Source organism: Gramella sp. MT6 (genome assembly GCF_019357415.1).
GTDB lineage: Bacteria > Bacteroidota > Bacteroidia > Flavobacteriales > Flavobacteriaceae > Christiangramia.
Window position 1 is genome coordinate 1,339,069 of record NZ_CP048410.1, and the last position, 16,974, is coordinate 1,356,042.

At 40.2% G+C, this 16,974-nt stretch carries 18 protein-coding genes; 12 read left to right on the forward strand and 6 right to left on the reverse strand.

What is annotated here, in order from left to right:
- Positions 1 to 1,275: a 2-oxoglutarate dehydrogenase complex dihydrolipoyllysine-residue succinyltransferase gene (gene odhB / locus G3I01_RS06100; RefSeq protein WP_219552041.1), complete on the forward strand. Its 1,275-nt coding sequence runs from the start codon at positions 1 to 3 to the stop codon at positions 1,273 to 1,275.
- 243 nt (positions 1,276 to 1,518) lie between these two features.
- On the opposite strand, the gene G3I01_RS06105 is transcribed toward odhB, so the two are convergent.
- Entirely contained in the window at positions 1,519 to 1,953 is a 435-nt protein-coding gene (locus G3I01_RS06105; RefSeq protein ID WP_219552042.1) for a retropepsin-like aspartic protease, read from the reverse strand.
- 109 nt (positions 1,954 to 2,062) lie between these two features.
- On the opposite strand from G3I01_RS06105, the gene G3I01_RS06110 reads away from it, so the two are divergent.
- Positions 2,063 to 3,625: an FAD-dependent protein gene (locus tag G3I01_RS06110; RefSeq protein ID WP_219552043.1), complete on the forward strand. Its 1,563-nt coding sequence runs from the start codon at positions 2,063 to 2,065 to the stop codon at positions 3,623 to 3,625.
- Between the two features lie 30 nt (positions 3,626 to 3,655).
- Here G3I01_RS06110 and dnaE read toward each other — a convergent pair whose 3' ends face one another.
- On the reverse strand, positions 3,656 to 6,634 hold the full coding sequence (gene dnaE / locus G3I01_RS06115; RefSeq protein WP_219552045.1) for a DNA polymerase III subunit alpha: 2,979 nt from the start codon (positions 6,632 to 6,634) through the stop codon (positions 3,656 to 3,658).
- Between the two features lie 151 nt (positions 6,635 to 6,785).
- The gene (gene dinB, locus G3I01_RS06120) at positions 6,786 to 8,006 is read right to left on the reverse strand and encodes a DNA polymerase IV (protein ID WP_219552047.1); all 1,221 of its coding nucleotides are present in this window, start codon (positions 8,004 to 8,006) and stop codon (positions 6,786 to 6,788) included.
- Positions 8,007 to 8,168: 162 nt separating this feature from the next.
- On the opposite strand from dinB, the gene G3I01_RS06125 reads away from it, so the two are divergent.
- Positions 8,169 to 8,402, forward strand: coding sequence for a hypothetical protein (locus tag G3I01_RS06125; RefSeq protein WP_219552050.1), 234 nt, complete (start codon positions 8,169 to 8,171; stop codon positions 8,400 to 8,402).
- Positions 8,403 to 8,445: 43 nt separating this feature from the next.
- On the opposite strand, the gene G3I01_RS06130 is transcribed toward G3I01_RS06125, so the two are convergent.
- Positions 8,446 to 8,946 carry a nuclear transport factor 2 family protein gene (locus G3I01_RS06130; RefSeq protein WP_219552052.1) on the reverse strand — a complete coding sequence of 167 codons (501 nt, stop codon included), beginning with the start codon at positions 8,944 to 8,946 and terminating at the stop codon, positions 8,446 to 8,448.
- Between the two features lie 187 nt (positions 8,947 to 9,133).
- Between G3I01_RS06130 and G3I01_RS06135 the strand changes: the two genes are divergently transcribed.
- A complete protein-coding gene (locus tag G3I01_RS06135) occupies positions 9,134 to 9,757 on the forward strand; it encodes an intradiol ring-cleavage dioxygenase (RefSeq protein WP_219552054.1) in 624 nt (207 codons plus the stop codon).
- Positions 9,758 to 9,817: 60 nt separating this feature from the next.
- Here G3I01_RS06135 and ahcY read toward each other — a convergent pair whose 3' ends face one another.
- Positions 9,818 to 11,134 carry an adenosylhomocysteinase gene (gene ahcY / locus G3I01_RS06140; RefSeq protein WP_219552056.1) on the reverse strand — a complete coding sequence of 439 codons (1,317 nt, stop codon included), beginning with the start codon at positions 11,132 to 11,134 and terminating at the stop codon, positions 9,818 to 9,820.
- A gap of 64 nt (positions 11,135 to 11,198) precedes the next feature.
- Between ahcY and G3I01_RS06145 the strand changes: the two genes are divergently transcribed.
- The 3 genes from G3I01_RS06145 to G3I01_RS06155 all read left to right on the forward strand — a co-directional run bounded on the left by G3I01_RS06145 (position 11,199) and on the right by G3I01_RS06155 (position 13,185).
- Positions 11,199 to 11,846, forward strand: a complete 648-nt coding sequence (locus G3I01_RS06145; RefSeq protein ID WP_219552059.1) for a 4'-phosphopantetheinyl transferase family protein — start codon at positions 11,199 to 11,201, stop codon at positions 11,844 to 11,846.
- Entirely contained in the window at positions 11,846 to 12,559 is a 714-nt protein-coding gene (locus G3I01_RS06150) for a geranylgeranylglyceryl/heptaprenylglyceryl phosphate synthase (protein WP_219552061.1), read from the forward strand. Before G3I01_RS06145 ends, G3I01_RS06150 begins: the two co-directional genes overlap by 1 nt.
- Positions 12,560 to 12,798: 239 nt before the next feature.
- Positions 12,799 to 13,185 carry a VOC family protein gene (locus G3I01_RS06155; protein WP_219552063.1) on the forward strand — a complete coding sequence of 129 codons (387 nt, stop codon included), beginning with the start codon at positions 12,799 to 12,801 and terminating at the stop codon, positions 13,183 to 13,185.
- 6 nt (positions 13,186 to 13,191) lie between these two features.
- On the opposite strand, the gene G3I01_RS06160 is transcribed toward G3I01_RS06155, so the two are convergent.
- Entirely contained in the window at positions 13,192 to 13,521 is a 330-nt protein-coding gene (locus tag G3I01_RS06160; protein WP_219552065.1) for a hypothetical protein, read from the reverse strand.
- Between the two features lie 98 nt (positions 13,522 to 13,619).
- On the opposite strand from G3I01_RS06160, the gene G3I01_RS06165 reads away from it, so the two are divergent.
- The 5 genes from G3I01_RS06165 to arfB are packed head-to-tail and all read left to right on the forward strand — an operon-like array spanning position 13,620 to position 16,967.
- A complete protein-coding gene (locus G3I01_RS06165) occupies positions 13,620 to 13,880 on the forward strand; it encodes a YkoF family thiamine/hydroxymethylpyrimidine-binding protein (RefSeq protein WP_219552067.1) in 261 nt (86 codons plus the stop codon).
- Positions 13,864 to 14,496, forward strand: a complete 633-nt coding sequence (gene pnuC, locus G3I01_RS06170; protein WP_219552068.1) for a nicotinamide riboside transporter PnuC — start codon at positions 13,864 to 13,866, stop codon at positions 14,494 to 14,496. The genes G3I01_RS06165 and pnuC overlap by 17 nt, the downstream gene beginning before the upstream one ends.
- Complete coding sequence (locus G3I01_RS06175; protein WP_219552069.1) at positions 14,457 to 15,029, forward strand: ATP-binding protein; 573 nt, start codon at positions 14,457 to 14,459, stop codon at positions 15,027 to 15,029. Before pnuC ends, G3I01_RS06175 begins: the two co-directional genes overlap by 40 nt.
- A complete protein-coding gene (locus G3I01_RS06180; protein ID WP_219552070.1) occupies positions 15,026 to 16,564 on the forward strand; it encodes a DUF4301 family protein in 1,539 nt (512 codons plus the stop codon). The genes G3I01_RS06175 and G3I01_RS06180 overlap by 4 nt, the downstream gene beginning before the upstream one ends.
- A gap of 1 nt (position 16,565) precedes the next feature.
- Entirely contained in the window at positions 16,566 to 16,967 is a 402-nt protein-coding gene (arfB, locus tag G3I01_RS06185) for an alternative ribosome rescue aminoacyl-tRNA hydrolase ArfB (RefSeq protein WP_219552071.1), read from the forward strand.
- Positions 16,968 to 16,974: the final 7 nt, after the last annotated feature.

Below are 16,974 nucleotides of genomic sequence, written 5' to 3' on the forward strand. Positions count from 1 at the left end.
ATGGCCTTAGAAATGAAAGTTCCTTCACCCGGGGAATCCATCACTGAAGTTGAAATAGCCCAGTGGCTGGTAGAAGACGGGGATTACGTTGAAAAAGATCAGGCAGTTGCCGAAGTAGACAGTGATAAAGCTACGTTGGAGCTTCCGGCAGAAGCCAGTGGTATTATCACACTTAAGGCTGAAGAAGGCGATGTGGTTGAGGTAGGTGAGGTAGTTTGTCTTATAGACACCGAAGCTGAAAAGCCGGGTGGCGGAGATAGCTCAGATGACAAGCCTGCAGAAGAGGAAGAAAAAGAACGTCAGGAAAAGACGGAAGATAAAAAGGACAGTGATAAAGCAGATGCTAAGACAGAAGAGCCTTCTAAATCCAGCACTCCTAAGCAGAAGCAGGATACCTATGCTACTGGAAGTCCTTCACCAGCAGCTAAAAAGATCCTTGATGAAAAAGGTATTTCTTCTAAAGATGTTAAGGGAACCGGCAGAGATGGTCGTGTGACTAAAGAGGATGCTGTAGAAGCTAAAGCTTCCATGGGAACTCCAGGAACAGGAACCAGAGGAGAAGAAAAGAAAAAAATGTCTATGTTCCGCCGTAAACTGGCAGAGCGTTTGGTTAGTGCTAAGAATGATACGGCGATGCTAACTACTTTTAACGAAGTAGATATGTCTCCTATCTTCGAACTAAGAAAGAAATATAAAGAAGAGTTTAAAGATAAACATGGTGTAAGCCTTGGGTTTATGTCTTTCTTCACTTTAGCCGTTATTCGTGCTTTAGACGAATATCCTGCAGTGAATTCAATGATAGACGGAGATTACCAGGTGAGCTATGACTATAAAGATATCAGTATTGCCGTTTCCGGGCCTAAAGGTCTAACTGTTCCGGTAATTAGAAATGCTGAAAATTTAAGCTTCCGGGGAGTTGAAGCAGAAGTGAAGCGTCTTGCGCTTAGAGCTCGTGATGGAAAGATCACCGTAGATGAAATGACTGGAGGTACCTTTACTATCACTAATGGTGGAGTATTTGGATCTATGCTTTCAACACCGATCATTAATCCTCCTCAAAGTGCGATCCTTGGAATGCATAATATTGTGGAAAGACCGGTAGCGATCGATGGTCACGTGGAAATAAGACCAATCATGTATGTGGCTTTATCATATGATCACAGAATTATTGATGGGAAAGAATCTGTTGGATTCCTTGTAGCCGTTAAAGAAGCACTGGAAAATCCTGAAGAGTTATTGATGGATAATGATGTGAAAAGAGCTCTGGAATTATAGATTTTTCCAGCAGGTATAAATAAAAAAAGGGGTTCACATTGCGAACCCCTTTTTTATTCTAACGAAAATTAAAACAAAACTAACAAACGAATTATGTTCAAAGCTAAAGTGCTTACTACTAGAATGGCTAGGATTACAAATAGGATCTGAGAGTAAGCTTTAGTTTTGATGATATTTCCTTTTATTATTAATAACACTCAAATCTAGGTTTAATAAGATCGTGAGTCAAAGGGGATTTTTCCCTTATTTCAAAAATAAAGCTTTGTTCTTGTAGTCAATTACGGCTTTCCCTTTTTTGAGGATATCGGCACCAATAATACCGTGTACTTTTTCGGCCTTATGATTGGTAAGCGCTTCGTTCACATGTTTAAGATCAAAAACCACAAGGTCCACCTTTTTCTTTTTCCAGTTATCTATTTGCAGACTATTTTTCTGGGAGACCTGTGTAAGCATATTTGTAGCTCCGGCTCCGGCAGCTTTAATGTCGCTGTCTTCTGAAAGCAGTTCGAAATGCTCAATAGATTCAATGCCTACACAGGTACTGGAAGCACCTGTGTCCAGAATAAAATTGCCTTCGATATTGTTGATCTTAGCAACCACTTCAAGATGATTCGTTTTGGTGTATTTCATCTTGATGCGATGATATCCTTTTTCTTTTAATAGCTTCTTTAAAGACATTCTTTTTTTTACAAATATAGGATTCTAAGGAATAGTTAATGAAGATTGGACTTTTCTGAAATTAGGTAATTTTAAATTTTAGGAAAAATCCGTCTTATCTTTGGAGCCTATGAGCACATTAGTACAAATTACGGCATTGCCACATGAACTTGAGGATAATCATCTCTTGCTGAACAGAGTAGTTCAGAAATCCAATATCAGGAAAGACGATATTGGAGACTGGCGAATTAGAAAGCGTTCTATAGATGCCCGAAATAAACCGGTAAGATTCAATCTTCAGGTAGAAATATGGAAATATGGAGAAAAAAAGGTGATCCCGCCTTTTATACCTCAGGATGTAGCAGATGCTAGGGAAATTGCCATTATTGGTGCTGGTCCTGCTGGTTTATATGCCGCGTTACGTGCAGTTGAAGCAGGACTTAAGCCTGTTGTTTTTGAACGCGGAAAGGATGTCAGGGCCAGGCGGCATGATCTCGCCAGGATCAATAAGGAACAAACGGTAAATCCTGAATCTAATTATTGCTTTGGTGAAGGAGGTGCAGGAACTTACTCAGATGGAAAATTGTATACGCGATCCAAGAAACGCGGAAATGTGCTTAAGGCGCTGGAGTGGTTCGTAGAATTTGGTGCCGATCCCGATATCCTGGTAGATGCGCATCCTCATATTGGAACTAATAAATTACCTAAGATCATTACCGCAATGCGGGAAGCTGTCATCGAAGCTGGTGGACAGGTACATTTCAATTCCAAACTTACCGATCTTAGATTAAAGGACAATCGCATAGAAAGTATAGAGATCAATGTTGAAAAGTGGTATACTTTTGATGAAGTGATCCTGGCAACAGGGCACTCGGCCCGGGATATTTTTTATTTGCTGCATGATAAGAATATCAAGATAGAAGCTAAACCTTTTGCTTTGGGTGTACGTATAGAACACCAGCAAAAACTGATAGATAAGATCCAGTATCATGGTGACGACAATAATCCTTATTTACCGCCGGCATCCTATAGTCTGGTGGAGCAGGTAGAAGGGATGGGAGTTTATTCATTCTGTATGTGTCCCGGGGGAATTATCGCGCCTTGCGCTACAGAGCAGGAGGAAGTGGTTACCAATGGATGGAGCCCAAGCAAGCGTAATAATCCTTATTCAAATTCAGGTATCGTGGTGAGTATAGAACCATCAGATCTTCCCAATTACAAGCCAGATGATCCTTTTGTATGTCTCGATTTCCAGAAATTAGTTGAAAAGAATTGCTGGGAGGCTGCCGGGAAAACTCAGCGGGTTCCGGCACAGCGTATGAAAGATTTTGTGGAAGGTAAGGTCTCAGGAGATTTTCCTAAAACTTCTTATCAGCCGGGAATCGTAAGTGTAGACCTGAATAAGGTTTTACCAGACCTTATCGCCCGTAGATTACGAAAAGCTTTCGTGCAATTCGGTAAAAAACTGAAGGGTTATTACACGAATGAAGCGGTATTACATGCGCCGGAAAGCAGGACTTCTTCTCCGGTTCTAATACCTCGTAATCCTGAAACTCTTGAGCATGTTGAGGTAAAAGGTCTTTATCCTTGTGGGGAAGGTGCTGGTTATGCCGGTGGGATCATATCTGCGGCGATAGATGGTATCAACTGTGTAGATGCTATCGCGAAGAAATATGAGTCTGATAAATTTTAGGTCACACTGATCGCAGTCGATGTGTTTATCTTAATTCCCAACTTTAAAAACGGTTTCCACCAACCTCGGATCGGTTTGGGTAGCCTGCCTGGATATCCATTTTACATCTAATGAAATATAGCCAAGGTCATACATCACTTTTCCGAAACATTTATAGATACCCCGGCTCCTGAGCGGATATTTTTCAGCGACTTTAGGAAAAAGAACCACGTCATAAATATCCCCGTCTACATCATAGAAAGTTCCAAAATACATGTATTTACCATTAGATGTGCCCGTCTTTCTCGAGTTTATAAGATTCCCATAGATCTCAACGTCCTGGCCAATATGATCTTTAAGATCTTTTGCTTTGATAGTGCTACTAACAGGTTCTCGCAAGAGTTCAAAATGATTACAGAGAGGAAATCCCAGTAATTCCATCTGGTCATAGGCTTCTATAAGCTTTGAATATTCAAATTCCGGAAGCTCAAAATCTCTGTGCTGGGGTTTGAATAGTAAAGCCTGGCTACTTTTGGGTTTGCTATTATGAAGTTTAAAATATGCTTTCCATAAAAGTTCATGCTTGTCTATTCCCGTAAACCTAAAGGCATTGATCTTTAGTAAGAGGCTAAGCTGTTCAATAGAAATATAGATGCGATCTATAAAATCATCCAGTGATTGGAAAGGTCCTAAGAACTGCCTGTTCTCCAGGATCTGTTGAATGGTTTTAGCTTCCAGTTCTTTAATGTAGCCAAATCCCAGGTAGATGTCCTTACCATAGATCGTATTGGGATGATCACTTTTGTGGATACACGGAGCATGGATCTTACCTCCACATTTTCTGATCTCCTGGATATACGTCTGCAGATCATAAAAACCGCCTCCGTTGTTAATAGCTGCGACCATAAATTCCAGCGGAAAATATTTTTTGAGATATAAACTCTGGTAACTCTCCACGGCGTAGGAGGCTGAATGCCCTTTAGGGAAGGCGTAACCGGCGAAAGAAGATATTTGTTCCCAGACCTCGCTTGTTAGTTCTTTACTGTAGCCTCTGTCTTTACAATTCTTTCTGAAGGTCTTTTCGATCTTCTCCATCTGTCCTTTGGAGGTTTTCTTTCCGCTCATTCCGCGGCGCAGCACATCGGCATCATCCAGGTCCAGTCCGGCGAATATGTGGGCTACTTTCATCACATCTTCCTGATAGACCATAACACCATAAGTATCCTTCATGATCTTATACATGACAGGGTGCGCCTGTTTTCTGAGTTCAGGATCACGGTGCCTTCTGATAAACTCTTCTTTCATTCCCGCGCTGGAAACACCAGGCCGTATTACCGAGCTGGCCGCCACCAGGTTCATGTAATTGTTGGTTTGCAACCTGGTGAGTAGTCCGCGCATTGCCGGTGATTCTACATAGAAAACCCCCATGCAGTCGCCAACCTTTAAAAGATCATTGATGGCAGGATCTTCCTTGAAAGCTTTGATGTTTTCAATATCTTCTATTTCTGCATCGGGCTGATTCTGTTTTATGATCTCAATGGCATCAGTGATCTTGGAGAGTCCACGCTGGGCGAGGATATCAAACTTATGGATGCCCACATCTTCAGCAATGTTCATGTCTATCTGGATAGTTTGAAAACCCTTCGGAGGCAAAAATGTTCCGGCATAATTAAATACGGAATCATTCAGGATAAGAATTCCGCCGGAATGAACACTCAGGTAATTAGGAAAGCCTTCTATAAGCCTGCTGTACTTGATCACCAGTTTTTCAAGGTGATCCAGTTGTTTATATTCAAAAAAACCTGAAGAAAGCTTGTCGATATTTTCTTTAGGCAGACCGAAGACTTTCCCCAGTTCCCGGGCAACGGCCCTGCTTTTAAAGGTCACGTAAGTACCCATCAAAGCAGTATTCTCATAAGTTCGGAAAATATAATCGGTCACATCATTCCGGTCTTTCCAGGAAAAGTCGATATCAAAATCAGGAGGAGAACTCCGGTTGGGATTTATGAAACGTTCAAAATACAGGTCCAGTTCAATAGGATCTACATTGGTAATGCCCAGAATATAGGCGACGATGGAATTTGCCCCGCTACCCCGGCCTACAAAAGGATAATTCTGGGAGCGGGCGTAATTTACGATGTCGAGATTAATCAAAAAGTATGAAACGAACCCAAGTTTTATAATGGTATCAAGCTCTTTCTTCAGCCTTGTGCGGACTTCTTCACTGGCATCGGGATATTTTTCAGGTAATTTCTGATAACACAGGCTTTGGATCTTTTCTATGTCTTCTTCAGTACTTTTCCCGGCCACCAGTAAATTGCGATTCTGCCCGCGGCCAAATTCGAAATCTACATTACAGGAATCGATGAGGTTTTGAGTATTTTCAAGAATGTGGGGGAAATCTTCAAATTCTTTTCTGAGTTCAGTTTCCGGGATCATTTGATGAGAAAAGGAACCTTGCTCAGTTTCGGGAAGTTTACTTAGTAAAGTATTATTGTCTATAGCCCGCAACAGGCGATGCGCGTTATAATCTTTTTTGTCCCGGAAACTCACCGTTTGAAGAACTACCAGTTTATCTTCCAGTTTTCTGTATACCGAAAATTTTAATTTTCTAAGGTTATCTATAGAAACGCCTATGAACTCATTGCTTCTGAAATCTTTCTTTTTCAGGGCCGCTATTTTTTCAAACGGATAAATAACAAAACAGTCGGGGAGGAGCGGAGCTTCGGTTTCAAATTCTTTTTTTTTATGTAGGTGGCTAGAGAGATGTTCATTCAACTGCCGGAAACCTTCATTATTCTTTGCAATCCCTATATATTTCTGGTCTACTCCGTTTCTAAAATCGATCCCGATGATGGCTTTAACCTCTGTTTCTTTGTTTAATTTGATAAATTCAAGACAGGCTGAAGTGTTGTTGATATCGGTCACCGCGAGTTGTTTTACTCCATTCTTTCGTGCCAGAGCACAGAGTTCCTGAACCGGAAATGTCCCGTAGCGTAAGGAGTAATATGTATGACAGTTTAAGTACATTTTTCAGTTCTCAGTTCTCGGTTGGCAATCTCAGTATTTTGTCATTCTGAACGCAGTCGAAGCATCTCATTACCCATTTTCAATTCTTCATTTTCAATTCAGCTCGCCCTTCCTAAATCTGTTTATTGTTCATTGACCATTGTTCATTGATTCATTGTTTCCTGTGCGCCAGCACCACCGGAGGTTCTCCGTTAAACGGATTCCCCATTCTGCCGATCGTCTTTGCATCCATCGAAATCGCCCGCATCACACTGTGTTCCCCAAACCGGTTCTTGATCCTGTCCAGTGAATCATAAAGATTCAGCATCTCTTCAGAATCATCAAAAAGGTTGATCTGATAATGTCCGCCTACAAGCCCGCTGAAACGAACCCCAATAAGTCTTATAAGCAACCGGCGGGTATAAAGCTGGCGGAACAATTCTTCCACTTTTGGAATGAGGATATGATCTGCACTGGTGTAGGGGATCTTCACCTGCTTGCTGTAGGTTTGAAAATCTGAATACCTGATCTTGACACTTACATTCGAGGTGAGCTTGTTGCCTCGTCTTAACTGGTAAGCCAGGCTTTCGGCCATGGCAACGAGGGTGCCGTGCAGTCGTATCATGTCTATAGTATCCCGGTTAAAAGTACGCTCAGTAGAAATAGACTTGCGCTCATGGAAAGGGATGATGGGCGGATTATCAGTTCCGTGGGCTCTTTTCCAGATGGTTCGCCCATTCTTACCCAGAACGCTTTCAAGCACTTCTACGGGCATCTTCTGGATAGTTTCAATTCTTCGTACTCCCAGATTGAGTAATTTCTGAAAGGTTTTGTTCCCGATCATCGGGATCTTGTTAACGGCAAGCGGCGCCAGAAATCCTTTTTCGGTACCTGCTTCTATGATCTTCTGCGCATAGGGTTTTCCTTCTCCGGTCGCGATCTTTGAAACGACTTTGTTCTGTGAGAGTCCGAAAGAAATAGGCAAATGTGTTTCTTTCAGAATAGTTTCCTGAAGTTCTTTCGCGAACTGGGTAATTCCAAAAAACCGGTCCATTCCGGTGAGATCTGCATAAAACTCGTCTACACTGGCCTTTTCAAATGAGGGTACTTTACTGCGAATGATCTCGGTGACTTCATGGGAGAATCTGGTATAGGTGGAAGCATTCCCTTTGATAACAACAGCCTGCGGACAAAGCTGCCTCGCGACTTTCATGGACATGCCCGAGTGTACGCCGAATTTACGGGTTTCATAACTGCAGGCTGCTACCACACCACGGTCTCCCAGCCCGCCTACGATAAGCGGTTTGTTATTTAATTTTGAATCCAAACGCCTTTCTGCCGAAACAAAAAAGGTGTCCAAATCCAGGTGAATAATAGACTTTACATTTTTCATAAATAGGAATAATTCCTTTTAATTGGAAATATTCCAAAATTATGAAATTATTCCGGATGAAGATGTAGAAGGAGCGTTAAAAAATAGGAGGTAGAAATAATTGAAATAATACGATAGGTTTTTTTTCGTACCTTAATAGTTCTAACCAAAAACCAAAATATTATGAAAGGTTCTTCAGGTAAACGCAGGTTGGTAAAGAAATACGTATCAGAATTTATATTTTCAGAAAAGACGAGGTTCGTGCTGGACGGCACTAATTATCAGTTTTCTACTGATGAACCCGGAGGAAAATTTATAAAATTCCGCTTCGAAAGAGGTCCGCGCAAGAAAAAAAGAAAATTAGTTTTTAAATGCATTTATAAGATGATGAAGAATTTTCAGACTTCACTTAATTAAAATACAGAAGCTCCTTCAGAATAGAAGGAGCTTTTTTGATATTTTACTGAGGGTCTTTAACGTCTTCCATATTGGTGTTAGTGGTATCCCCTTCATTTCCCGCAATATTCATTACCGCTAGTTTCCAGTCATTCTTCTTTTTCTTCCAGATAAAAGTATAGGTGCCCTCATAGACGATGTTCAAACTGTCATTTTTAACTCCGTGGCTGTAGGTTCCGGCCTCGTAGGCCACATCACTGTTAACATATTCAACTTCCGGATTGGTTTTCAGATCTTTCATCATAGGCGCGGCATTTTTATACCAGCTACGTATACTATCTCCATTAAAAGCCTGGCCTTCCATGTAAAGTACTGCATCTGTGGCAGTAAGCGTGTCCAGTTCTCCAGGATTATTCCTGTTCCACGCATCTATCCATTGTTTATTTGCTTCTGCGGGATCGCGGACTTCAGCCTGTTCAGCCATGTTTTCCGGTTCTTTCTTTCCGTCATTGCAGCTACTAATTAAAAGCAGTACGAATACTGTTAAGAATGTTAATGGTTTCATATTGGTCGGTTTTAGTTTAGTTTATAATTTACTTAAAATCAGTAAAATGTGGTAAGAAGATATGAGTTATTGGATTAAATGATATTTTTCACCGGTCAATTTGAGTAGTTTCATACTAATGTCTCCTTTGTTTTTCTAATTGACTGATAATCAAACTTTAACTACTTTTAGAGGAAACAGTTATAAAATGGATCTTCGCCTGGTAATTTTCTGTTTTCTCTTTTTGCTAAATTCCTGTGCCAGATCACAGGAGAATAAAAACTATACATTAGTTGGTGGGTTCTGCGAGGGTTGTGAGGCCGTCCTTGAATATGGAACTCAGGATCTAAATGCTGTAGATACTCTTCCGGAATTTAATTCCGCAGAAAATAAACTCAAAGTAACCGGAACTATTTATAAGGAGGATGGCAGGACACCGGCAGAAAATGTTATTCTCTATATTCATCATACCAACGCAAATGGGATCTATCCTACCAGGGGGGATGAGGAGGATTGGGCTAAAAGGCACGGCTATCTTCGGGGCTGGATAAAAACTGCAGGGGATGGAAGTTATACTTTTTATACTCAGGTTCCGGGAAGTTATCCAGATGGTAGTAATCCGGCTCACATTCATCCTATAATCCTGGAGCCCGATGGTAAATATTATTATGCATCTGCCTATTTCTTTGAAGATGATCCTTTGCTTACCAGTGATCACATGGAAGATCCACCACGAGGGAGTAATGGTATTGTAAAGCTTCAGCAGACCAACGGAATGACTCTAATTGAAAGGGACTTTATTCTGGGAAAAGGAATTCCGAAATATGAATAAAAAAAGCCCCGCTAATTGCGGAGCTTTTTTTAATATTTAATTTATCAGATCAAAATCTGACTAGTATCTGTAGTATTCAGGTTTGAATGGTCCTTCCACTTCAACTCCGATATATTCAGCCTGGTCTGGTTTAAGTTCTGTAAGCTCCACACCAATTCTTTCCAGGTGAAGTTTAGCAACCTTTTCATCTAAATGCTTAGGCAGCATATACACTTCGTTCTTGTATTTATCTGTATTGTTCCAAAGCTCCATTTGTGCAAGGGTCTGGTTTGTGAATGAGTTACTCATCACAAAACTTGGGTGACCTGTGGCACATCCAAGGTTTACTAAACGACCTTCAGCAAGAAGGATAATATCTTTTCCGTTGATAGTATACTTGTCTACCTGTGGCTTGATCTCTACTTTAGAATCTCCGTGGTTCTGGTTCAACCAGGCAACCGCGATCTCATTATCAAAGTGACCAATGTTGGCAACAATCGTTTTGTCTTTCATCGCTTCAAAATGCTCTCCGCGAACAATGTCTTTATTTCCTGTTGTAGTGATCACGATATCAGCTTTAGGAAGTACAGTTTCAAGTTTCTTCACTTCAAAACCGTCCATTGCAGCCTGTAGCGCACAGATAGGATCAATTTCAGTAACTGTTACAATAGAACCTGCACCTTTAAAAGACTGAGCAGTTCCTTTTCCAACATCACCATATCCACAAACAACAACTCTTTTTCCAGCAAGCATTACATCGGTTGCACGACGAATCGCATCTACCGCGCTCTCACGACATCCATATTTGTTATCGAATTTCGACTTGGTCACAGAGTCATTCACGTTGATCGCAGGCATAGGAAGAGTTCCTTTTTTCATACGCTCATAAAGTCTGTGAACACCTGTAGTGGTTTCTTCAGAAAGTCCTTTGATGCCTTCAGCAAGCTCAGGATATTCATCAAGAACCATATTGGTAAGATCTCCACCGTCATCAAGGATCATATTTAAAGGCTTACGCTCTTCTCCAAAGAAAAGAGTTTGCTCGATACACCAGTTGAATTCCTCTTCGGTCATTCCCTTCCAGGCGTAAACCGGGATTCCGGCAGCAGCAATTGCAGCAGCAGCGTGATCCTGAGTAGAGAAAATATTACAAGAACTCCAGGTTACATCTGCACCAAGAGCAACAAGAGTTTCAATAAGAACAGCAGTCTGAATGGTCATATGCAAACAACCCGCAATTCTCGCTCCTTTAAGTGGCTTGGATTCTCCATACTCCTCACGAAGTGCCATTAAACCTGGCATTTCAGCTTCAGCAAGTTCTATTTCACGGCGTCCATATTCTGCAAGCTCAATATCTTTTACTTTATAGGCGGTATACGGTACTGTTTTAGTTGACATATTATTATATTTGAATATTAGCAATTTTTGTGCTTGCAAAAATAAGGAAAAGCTTAGAAATTTTATGCCTCTTTATAAAACAATAACAGTTGATGAACTTACTAAAGTCTTCATTTGGAAGGTGGAAGAATCCCTTGAATGGTTATCTAACGGTATCGAATTAACCGATCATTGCCAGAGAAGGGTTGACGGTATGAAGTCTGAAATTCATCGCCGTGGTTTTATGAGCATCAGGCATTTAATGGCTGAAGCCGGCTATAAGGATCATGATCTTTACTATGACGATCACGGGAAACCGCATCTTAAGGATGATAGATATATCTCTATCACACATTCCTTCAATTTCACGGCGATCATCATCAGCGATAAAGATGTGGGGATAGACATTGAAAAACAGCGTGAAAAGATCCTGAAAATCGCTAATAAGTTCACTCCGCTGGATGAGTATCATACCCTGGCAAACGAAGAGGCTCTTATTCGAAAACTAACCATCGTTTGGGGTGCTAAAGAATCGGTGTATAAGATTCTGGCAGAACCCGGTTGCGGATTCCTTCAGCACATCAATGTGATCGATTTCGATTTCGATGATTATAAAACGACCACTCACGTGAGGTATAATGGGATCGATAGGTGGTTCGATGTAAAATTCCTGGAATTTGAGAATTTCACTTGCGTGTATGCCATGCCTTCCAATTGTAAACCGAAAGCCTGATGGTAGAGATCCAAAGTTATCTGGAAGAAATTGAAGAGGCGGCTTATGAAAAACGAAAACTGCTGGCAGTTCTTATAGACCCGGATAAGTTTGAAGAAAAGAATGCTTTCCAGTTCATTCAGAAATTACCAAAATTCACTACACATATTTTTGTGGGTGGAAGTATGGTGGAAGAAGGCAGGACTTGCGAAGTTGTAAAAGCGATCAAAAATTTATCTGGATTACCAGTTATACTTTTTCCGGGAGACCACAGCCAGATCTCCCTTCATGCCGATGCCTTGCTTTTTTTAAGTCTTATCTCTGGAAGAAATCCAGAGTTTCTGATCGAACAACAAGTGCGTTCTGTAGAAAAGATAAGAAATACGAATCTCGAGATCATTCCTACCGGTTATATTCTGATAGATGGTGGAAGGGAAACTTCAGTTCAAAGAGTTAGCAATACCATTCCCCTGGCGCAAAGCGATATTCAGCAAATTGTGAATACGGCACTTGCCGGGCAATATTCAGGAAAGAAACTCATCTATCTGGAAGCTGGAAGTGGAGCAAAGAAGCCGGTTTCTTCTGAAATAATCAATGCGGTAAAAAAATCTTTAAGTATTCCTGTAATCGTAGGAGGAGGCATCCGCAGCACACAACAACTTCAGTTATCGTATGAGGCCGGAGCTGATCTTGTGGTGGTTGGGACTGCTTTTGAGGATGGTACTTTCGATTAATATCATTTAGATAGGCTCAGAACAGTTTTCTTATTTCATTAAAAATTTTTTTCCCGTCACCCTGAACTTGTTTTAGGGTCTCCAGAAATGCTCAGAGTTCAGAATGACCTTACTTTTTAAATATCATCCTGAGCGCAGGACAAAACTGTCCTACATGACAAAAAACTAGCAAAAACTCTACTATTAAAACCAATTCAAAATTTTAAATTTAGGTATATCTAACACTTAATCAGTAAATTATGAAAACTGAAAATCCGGTGGTTTGGTTTGAAATATATGTGGACGACCTGGACCGAGCAAAGAGCTTTTATGAAAAAGTATTTAAGACAGAACTTTCCCCATTGGGAGATCCTACAGAAGAAAATTTTCAAATGCTTGCATTTCCAGGCGATATGGATTCTAAAGGGAAAACTTCAGGAGCCCTGGTTCATGTTAAAGACGTGAAAGCTGGAGGGAATAGTACGATCGTATATTTTGGAAGTGAGGATTGTAGTGTTGAGGAAGCAAGAGTTAAAGAGGCTGGCGGTGAGCTGGTAAGGTCAAAAATGTCTATTGGGGAATATGGTTTTATCAGTTTGGCTAAGGATACCGAAGGTAACATGATAGGGATTCACTCCATGAGATAAATCTTTCTATTCTCTTTTAGCTTCCAGGATCACTTTAAGAGGATAACTCATTCCTAAGGAGGTACATGGAAAGCTTTCTTCTTTTTTCGGATCTCTGATCCTCAGATTTAATTCCAGGCCTTCTGTTTTATATTCTGAAGGAAGGCCTATTTCCTGAAATCTGTCAAACCCATCATTTGAAACCGGATCCTCATATTCTATAATCCAATTCTCCCTGCAGTCAACTGCTTCACCTATCACAGTAACATCTACCCATTCTGACTCTATTTCATCATTTTCACAGGATGTCAATAAAATAAAGCTAGAGAAAATGATCCAAAGCGATCGAAATTTCATAGAAAGCGTTTTGATTAAGATGCAAAAAAGCAGGAATGGTTGCGTGATTCAGAATTTCAAAAGAAAATGGCTAGATTTGGTGGGCAAAATATAATGCTATGAACATTTCAGTAGAACTTACGCTTACTCCTATTCAGGATGATTATGAACCAGCGATCATAAATTTCATTAAGAAGATGAGAGAATCCGGTCTCACGGTAAAGGAAAATCCTTTAAGCACCCAAGTTTATGGAGATTATGATGAGGTGATGGGCTTATTAAATAAAGAGATCAAAAATGCCTTTGAAGCGATAGATCGTGGATTGATGTATGTAAAAATCGTAAAATCTGATCGTAGCGATTATGCAGCCGATTTTTGATTTTTTCTTTGATCAGTATTCTGGATATCCTACTTTATTTATAATTCTTGAGATCATCGCGGTGATCTTTGGTTTTCTTTCGGTATGGTATTCCAAACAGAACAATATTCTTGTCTATCCCACCGGGATCGTAAGTACGATGATCTTTGTATATCTGCTTTGGCAATGGCAACTGTTAGGGGATATGATGATCAACGCTTATTATTTTTCAATGAGCATATACGGCTGGTATATCTGGACCAGAAAAGTGGATCCTGAACATTATACTCCTATCACAAGCACCACCAGGGGGGAACAAATTCAATCGGTATTCATTTTTATAGCCACGCTCATTTTTGTTTTCGCGGTTTATGAATATTTTGATAAATGGAATAACTGGACGGCTTATGTAGATACCATTACAACAGCCATCTTTTTTGTAGGAATGTGGTTAATGGCTAAGCGGAAGATCGAAAACTGGATCTACTGGATCATTGGGGATATTATTTCGGTTCCGCTCTATTTTTATAAAGGCCTTACCTTTACCAGTCTGCAATATCTGGTATTTACCATAATTGCTATTTATGGCTATAAAGCATGGAAGAAAAACTTGCGCAACGACCTGCGACCTGCATAAAAATTGTCCTTTTCGGGCCGGAATCCACGGGTAAGACCACCTTATCTGAAGACCTGGCAGAATATTTCAATGCCCCTATGGTAAAGGAATATATGCGGGAGTATCTTCAGAAGGTATGGGATTCTGAAAAACGTATTTGTGAACCCCGCGATATTATTCCAATTGCAAAGGGCCAGATGCAGGCAGAAAACTTACAGGCCAGAAAAGCCGAAGAACTTCTTATTTGCGATACAGACTTACTTGAACTTAAAGTTTATTCTGAAGCTTATTACGAGGGCTATTGTGACCCTCAACTTCTTAAACATGCGTTAAACAACCACTACCATCTCTACTTTTTAACGTATATTGATGTTCCCTGGACTCCAGATGATCTAAGGGATAAACCTCACGATCGTGAGGGAATGTTTCAAAGATTTCAAAAAGCTCTAGATCAACATCAAAAACCCTATTTGATTTTGAAAGGAGACCGGGAAACGCGATTAAAGATCGCAGTGAATAAAATAAACCAACTATTAAAAAGTAGAGAGACGTGAATTTCAGTGAGAAGGATATTCTTCAGATTGAAGAAAAAGGATTAACCACAAAGGAAGTAGAAGAACAGATTGCCATTTTCAAGCGGGGTAATATTAAAGTAAATATTACTGAGGCCGCAACGGTAGGAAAAGGTATAAGCAGAATAGATTCCACAGAAAAGCATCAGTTAATAGAATTTTACGATTCTGAAAAAGAGAACCATAGCATTTTAAAATTTGTGCCAGCTTCTGGTGCCGCGACCAGGATGTTCAAAGCCTTGCATAATTTCGCAGATGAATTTGATCCTGAAAATGATAATTTACGAGGATATCTAGATGAAAAGGAAGATGCAGATCTGCAAAGGTTTTTCAACCACTCAGATAATCTTCCATTTTATGATAGGGCTTTAAAGCTAGCAAAAGAGAATCATCCCGGTTACGAAGATCTTTCGCATGATCATCAACATAAAATTCTAGTACAAACCATTCTGGATTCAGATGGGCTGTATCTTAGTAATTTACCTAAAGGACTGGTCCCGTTCCATAAATATGGTACCCATACCGCCACAGCTTTTGAAGAGCATCTTTTTGAAGCGGCAAAATATATAGATGTAGATGGTGTAGCAAAACTTCATTTCACGGTAGCTGAAGGAGATAAGGAAAAATTTCAGGGAGAATGGAAAGAGATCCAGGAAAGGGTAGAGGAGAAGACCGGAGTGAAATTCGAGATCGAGTATTCCTATCAGGATCCAAAAACCGACACCATTGCCGTAGATGATAATTTTGAGCCCTTCAGGACAAAAGATGGGGATCTTTTCTTCAGACCCGGAGGTCATGGAGCTCTTATTGAAAATATGAATCAACTAGATGAAGAGATCGTATTTGTTAAGAATATCGATAATGTGGTAACTGAAGATAACGTTCAGAGTGTTGTAGATCATAAAAAAATGCTGGGAGGCAAACTTTTACAGGTTCAGAAGAAAGTTTTTGAATATTTAAAGACCCTGGAAGAAGGCAATGTTTCTTCAGAAAAATTAGACGAAATACAGGATTTCCTAAATTCAGAACTTTATATAAAGGGAACATCTTCAAAAGACCTTTTTATAGAATACTTAAAGGAAAAACTTCATCGTCCGCTTAGAGTTTGTGGAATGGTGAAAAATGAAGGAGAGCCCGGAGGTGGTCCATTCCTGGTAAAAGATAAGAATGGCGAAATATCCCTTCAGATCATTGAAGGCGCGCAGATAGATAACGATAACCCTGAGCAGGCTAAAACTGCCAGAGAAGCAACCCACTTTAATCCTGTAGATATTGTTTGCGGATTAAAGGATTATAAAGGTGAATCTTACGATCTCAATGAATATGTTGATGAAGACATGAGCTTTATCGCCGATAAAACAAAGGACGGAAAACCGTTGAAGGCTCTTGAAAGACCTGGTTTGTGGAATGGTGGTATGGCAAAATGGAATACCATTTTTGTTGAAGTTCCTGTAGAAACTTTTAATCCAGTAAAAACTGTCTCAGACTTGTTAAAAGAATCGCATCAGCCTCGATAGTATGGATAAGGAGCTTATTCTAAATGAGCTGGACTACAAAGCAGTTAGAAGCTCTGGCCCGGGTGGGCAACATGCGAATAAAACAGCCACCAAAGTAGAAATTGCTTTTAATGTGTCTGGTTCTGAAGGCCTATCGGAGTATGAAAAGAAACGAATTTCAAAGAAGCTTTCAGGTCGTATCAATAAAGATGGTGTCCTGAAAATGGCGAGTGAAGATTCCAGAAGTCAGCACACAAATAAGGAGATCGTGACTCAGAACTTTCTTTTTGAGTTGGGTGAAGCACTAAAGAAGAAGAAGCCAAGAAAAAAGACCAAACCAACTAAAGCTTCAAAACTTAAAAGATTGAAAGCCAAAAAGAAAAAATCTGAGATAAAGGCGAATCGTAAAGATCCGTTGAAATAAAAATCTG

Excerpts from the sequence above, each read along its gene's own strand:
- G3I01_RS06130 (WP_219552052.1), bottom strand. The coding sequence starts at position 8,946 with ATGAAACCATTAACATTCTTAACAGTATTCGTACTGCTTTTAATTAGT.
- G3I01_RS06175 (WP_219552069.1), top strand. The coding sequence starts at position 14,457 with ATGGAAGAAAAACTTGCGCAACGACCTGCGACCTGCATAAAAATTGTC.
- G3I01_RS06125 (WP_219552050.1), top strand. The coding sequence starts at position 8,169 with ATGAAAGGTTCTTCAGGTAAACGCAGGTTGGTAAAGAAATACGTATCA.
- dinB (WP_219552047.1), bottom strand. The coding sequence starts at position 8,006 with ATGAAAAATGTAAAGTCTATTATTCACCTGGATTTGGACACCTTTTTT.
- arfB (WP_219552071.1), top strand. The coding sequence starts at position 16,566 with ATGGATAAGGAGCTTATTCTAAATGAGCTGGACTACAAAGCAGTTAGA.
- dnaE (WP_219552045.1), bottom strand. The coding sequence starts at position 6,634 with ATGTACTTAAACTGTCATACATATTACTCCTTACGCTACGGGACATTT.
- G3I01_RS06110 (WP_219552043.1), top strand. The coding sequence starts at position 2,063 with ATGAGCACATTAGTACAAATTACGGCATTGCCACATGAACTTGAGGAT.
- G3I01_RS06145 (WP_219552059.1), top strand. The coding sequence starts at position 11,199 with ATGCCTCTTTATAAAACAATAACAGTTGATGAACTTACTAAAGTCTTC.
- G3I01_RS06155 (WP_219552063.1), top strand. The coding sequence starts at position 12,799 with ATGAAAACTGAAAATCCGGTGGTTTGGTTTGAAATATATGTGGACGAC.
- ahcY (WP_219552056.1), bottom strand. The coding sequence starts at position 11,134 with ATGTCAACTAAAACAGTACCGTATACCGCCTATAAAGTAAAAGATATT.
- G3I01_RS06105 (WP_219552042.1), bottom strand. The coding sequence starts at position 1,953 with ATGTCTTTAAAGAAGCTATTAAAAGAAAAAGGATATCATCGCATCAAG.
- G3I01_RS06160 (WP_219552065.1), bottom strand. The coding sequence starts at position 13,521 with ATGAAATTTCGATCGCTTTGGATCATTTTCTCTAGCTTTATTTTATTG.
- G3I01_RS06135 (WP_219552054.1), top strand. The coding sequence starts at position 9,134 with ATGGATCTTCGCCTGGTAATTTTCTGTTTTCTCTTTTTGCTAAATTCC.
- odhB (WP_219552041.1), top strand. The coding sequence starts at position 1 with ATGGCCTTAGAAATGAAAGTTCCTTCACCCGGGGAATCCATCACTGAA.
- G3I01_RS06165 (WP_219552067.1), top strand. The coding sequence starts at position 13,620 with ATGAACATTTCAGTAGAACTTACGCTTACTCCTATTCAGGATGATTAT.
- pnuC (WP_219552068.1), top strand. The coding sequence starts at position 13,864 with ATGCAGCCGATTTTTGATTTTTTCTTTGATCAGTATTCTGGATATCCT.
- G3I01_RS06150 (WP_219552061.1), top strand. The coding sequence starts at position 11,846 with ATGGTAGAGATCCAAAGTTATCTGGAAGAAATTGAAGAGGCGGCTTAT.